The organism is Dysgonomonas reticulitermitis, assembly GCF_054601275.1.
Genome location: NZ_BAAHWU010000100.1, coordinates 1 through 3,135, shown reverse-complemented (window position 1 = coordinate 3,135; position 3,135 = coordinate 1). Strand labels below are relative to the sequence as shown.

Genomic DNA, 3,135 nt, shown 5'->3' with positions numbered 1-3,135 from the left:
GGTTTTTTTATACTCTGAATCCATTTTGCATAAACTGATTGCTCGTTAAATGTTTGTTAACTCCTGATTATGCAAAGGTAAAGACTATGAATATCTCAAAAAAGATGCATCTGACCGAATGCTTACACAGCATTAAACTTATTAACAAATCAATTTATGATCGCAATATTGACAGAAAAGCCTTCTGTAGGCATGGATATTGCCCGTATAGCCGGGGCAAACGAAAAACATGACGGCTACATGAGCGGAAACGGGTATATGGTTACATGGGCCCTGGGACACCTTGTTTCGCTCGCCCTTCCCGGACACTACGGGCATTCGAGGACGTCCGCCGCCAGCCTTCCCGTCCTGCCGGACCCGTTCCGACTGGTTATCCGCCACAAAAAGACAGACAAAGGGATGGTTACCGACAAAGCCGCGGCAAAACAACTGGGTGTCATCGGCAAGGTATTCGACCGGTGCGACAGCATTATTGCAGCTAAGGATGCAGGCCGTGAAGGATGTTTGATCTTCCGGTACATATACCGCTACCTGGGATGTACCAAACCCTTCAAACGCCTGTGGATCTCTTCGCTCACCGATGAAGCCATAACCAAAGGAATGGCAAGCCTCAAGGCAGGCAGCGACTATGACGCCTTATATATGGCGGCCGATTGCAGGGCGAAAGCCGACTGGCTTATCGGATTAAACGCAAGTATGGCGCTTGCCGTTTCTTCGGGGACGGGAAACAATTCACTGGGCAGGGTACAGACGCCTACGCTCGCCATGATATGCGCCCGTTACAGGGAAAACAGGAACTTCATCCCCTCGGACTATTGGCAGCTGCATGTCACGCTCGAAAAAGCGGACGCCCGCCGCCGGTTCTGTTATACAGAGGACTTCAAAGAGAAAGAAGAGGCGGAGAAACTGTTTGCCTGCCTGAAAGCCTGCCCGCCGGCACTGATTACAAAAGTGGAGCGCAAAACGGTCTGCCAGGCGCAACCCCTGTTATATGACCTGACGGCGCTGCAAAAGGATTGCAACATTCACCTCGGCCTCTCCGCGGAAAAGACGCTGGAGACAGCCCAAAGCCTGTATGAGAAGAAGCTTGTTTCGTACCCGAGAACATCTTCCCGTTATATACCGGAGGATGTGTTCCGGGAAATACCTTCCTTATTACGCATGGTTTTGCGTATGGACAGGTTCAGGCATTTTGAGGGAGGAATAAATCTGCTTCGCCCCGAAACAAGATCCGTCGATGACAAGAAAATAACCGACCACCATGCGCTTATCATAACCGGGGAGTACCCGCGGGAATTATCCGCGGTAGAAAAGAATGTGTACCACATGATTGCCGGACGGATGCTGGAAGCTTTTGCCCCAAAGTGCGAAAAAGAATCGTTCCTTATCGAAGCATCTTTCGAAGGCTTGCTCTTCCGTTCCCGTTCCCAAAAGGTACTTTCCCGCGGATGGCGGAACGTATTCAATTACCCGGAGGACAAGGAAGAAGACGAAAAGGACGCGGATGAAAATCCCGCTGAATTCGAAGAGGGCGAAAACGCGAAGGCAGGCGGGTATAGCCTTGCCCGGAAAAAAACGATGCCTAAGCCGCTATATACGGAAGCCTCCTTGCTGGCAGCGATGGAGACCGCGGGAAAAAACATTTCCGACGAGGCGCTCCGTGAAGCGATGAAAGGGCAGGGATTGGGTACTCCGGCAACCCGCGCGGCAATCATAGAAACGCTGTTCAAAAGGGAATACCTCGAACGCTCCGGCAAATTGCTGCTGCCTACCCAAAAAGGGCTCTTTATCTATGATGCCGTAAAAGATATGCGGATAGCGGATGCGGAAATGACAGGGGAATGGGAAAAGGCGCTCGCGGATATGGAAACGAAGGACGGGTCACCCGGGACCTTTATGGAAGCGATAGAGGCCTATACCCGCCGGATAACCGCAGAGGTGTTGTCGCTGAGATTCCCGGAGCAGTCAGATAATGCGATACCCTGTCCCAAATGCGGGACAGGAAAAGTAACCCTGCATGCAAGGCAGGCTAAGTGCGGCAACGAAAAATGCGGCTTGCTTATATACAGGAAATGCCTGAACAGGGAACTTTCAGACAGCCATATCCGGGAGCTGCTATCCACCGGATCGACAAAGCTGATCAGGGGTTTTAAGGGCAAAAAGGGAGATACGTTCGATGCCAGGCTGGTTTTCGACCAAAAGTACGACATCACCTTTTCCTTCCCCAAAACTGAAAAAAACGACCGGAAAAAGGCTGTGAAGCCGTCCGGGTGCAGCCGTAAAAAGAAAATGTAAGCAGAACGGTTTTGGAACAGGTAAAAAGCACAGGGCGTATTGAACTGTGCTTTTTTTATAGCTGCCAAGGTAAAAAAGTGAAGGAAGAAAAAAGACTCCTTGTTATCCCGGTTCATTGGCAAATGTAGCTTCGTGTCCTTATCCACAGGCAAGGCCGGGCCCCGAAGGGTTTTCGCAAAAATCATCCTCGCTATGCTCCGGTATTTTTACGAAAAGCCTTGCCTGTGGGGACACTGCGCTTTGCCTGCCCCTGAACCGGGAACAACAAGGAGTTCCCATAAAAAAAGAACAGATATGAATGCAAATAACAATTTTCCTTCAGCAAAGAAATGGATAAAGGCTGGCGCCGTCCTTATCATAGCCTTATTGGGCTTCAGCTATTTATACCGCCACGGCGTATCCCCGGTATGGGCGGCAATACTCATTGTCCTCTTTCCCGGTATTTTCCGCTTCATATACAAAGTGGTGTGCTTCCTGGTAGCGCTGGCTATCCTTATTGCCATCATCCGTTTCATTATCATCTGATTATAGGAAATATGGAAGCACAGAAGAATGTACAGGTATATAATATCACGGCTGACGGTATAAATGCCGGTATGTCCGTCCCGCAGCAAAGAGTTCCTGTAAAAGAAACTCCCGGAATCAAAACCGGTATGCCTGAAAGGAGCGGCAGCGGCTGCGGTTCTCTTAAAAAAATATTCACAAATATTTTTTTATATAATATCTAAAAATTAATTACACAAATATTTTTAATGAATTCATTCGGCCTGTCCGCCGATGAAAATAGTCGCCAGAATTTGGCAATGCGTTCTTTGAGAGATGATAAATAACGATTGTGAG

3 protein-coding genes are annotated in these 3,135 nt (G+C 48.9%); all 3 read left to right on the top strand.

Annotated features, from left to right (window positions below; translation table 11 throughout):
- Positions 1-156 precede the first annotated feature (156 nt).
- The 3 genes from ACYPZI_RS15690 to ACYPZI_RS15680 all read left to right on the top strand — a co-directional run bounded on the left by ACYPZI_RS15690 (position 157) and on the right by ACYPZI_RS15680 (position 3,023).
- Entirely contained in the window at positions 157-2,295 is a 2,139-nt protein-coding gene (locus tag ACYPZI_RS15690) for a type IA DNA topoisomerase (protein WP_459603275.1), read from the top strand.
- Positions 2,296-2,487: 192 nt separating this feature from the next.
- On the top strand, positions 2,488-2,820 hold the full coding sequence (locus ACYPZI_RS15685; RefSeq protein ID WP_459603273.1) for a hypothetical protein: 333 nt from the start codon (positions 2,488-2,490) through the stop codon (positions 2,818-2,820).
- A gap of 11 nt (positions 2,821-2,831) precedes the next feature.
- Positions 2,832-3,023: a hypothetical protein gene (locus tag ACYPZI_RS15680; RefSeq protein WP_459603271.1), complete on the top strand. Its 192-nt coding sequence runs from the start codon at positions 2,832-2,834 to the stop codon at positions 3,021-3,023.
- Positions 3,024-3,135: the final 112 nt, after the last annotated feature.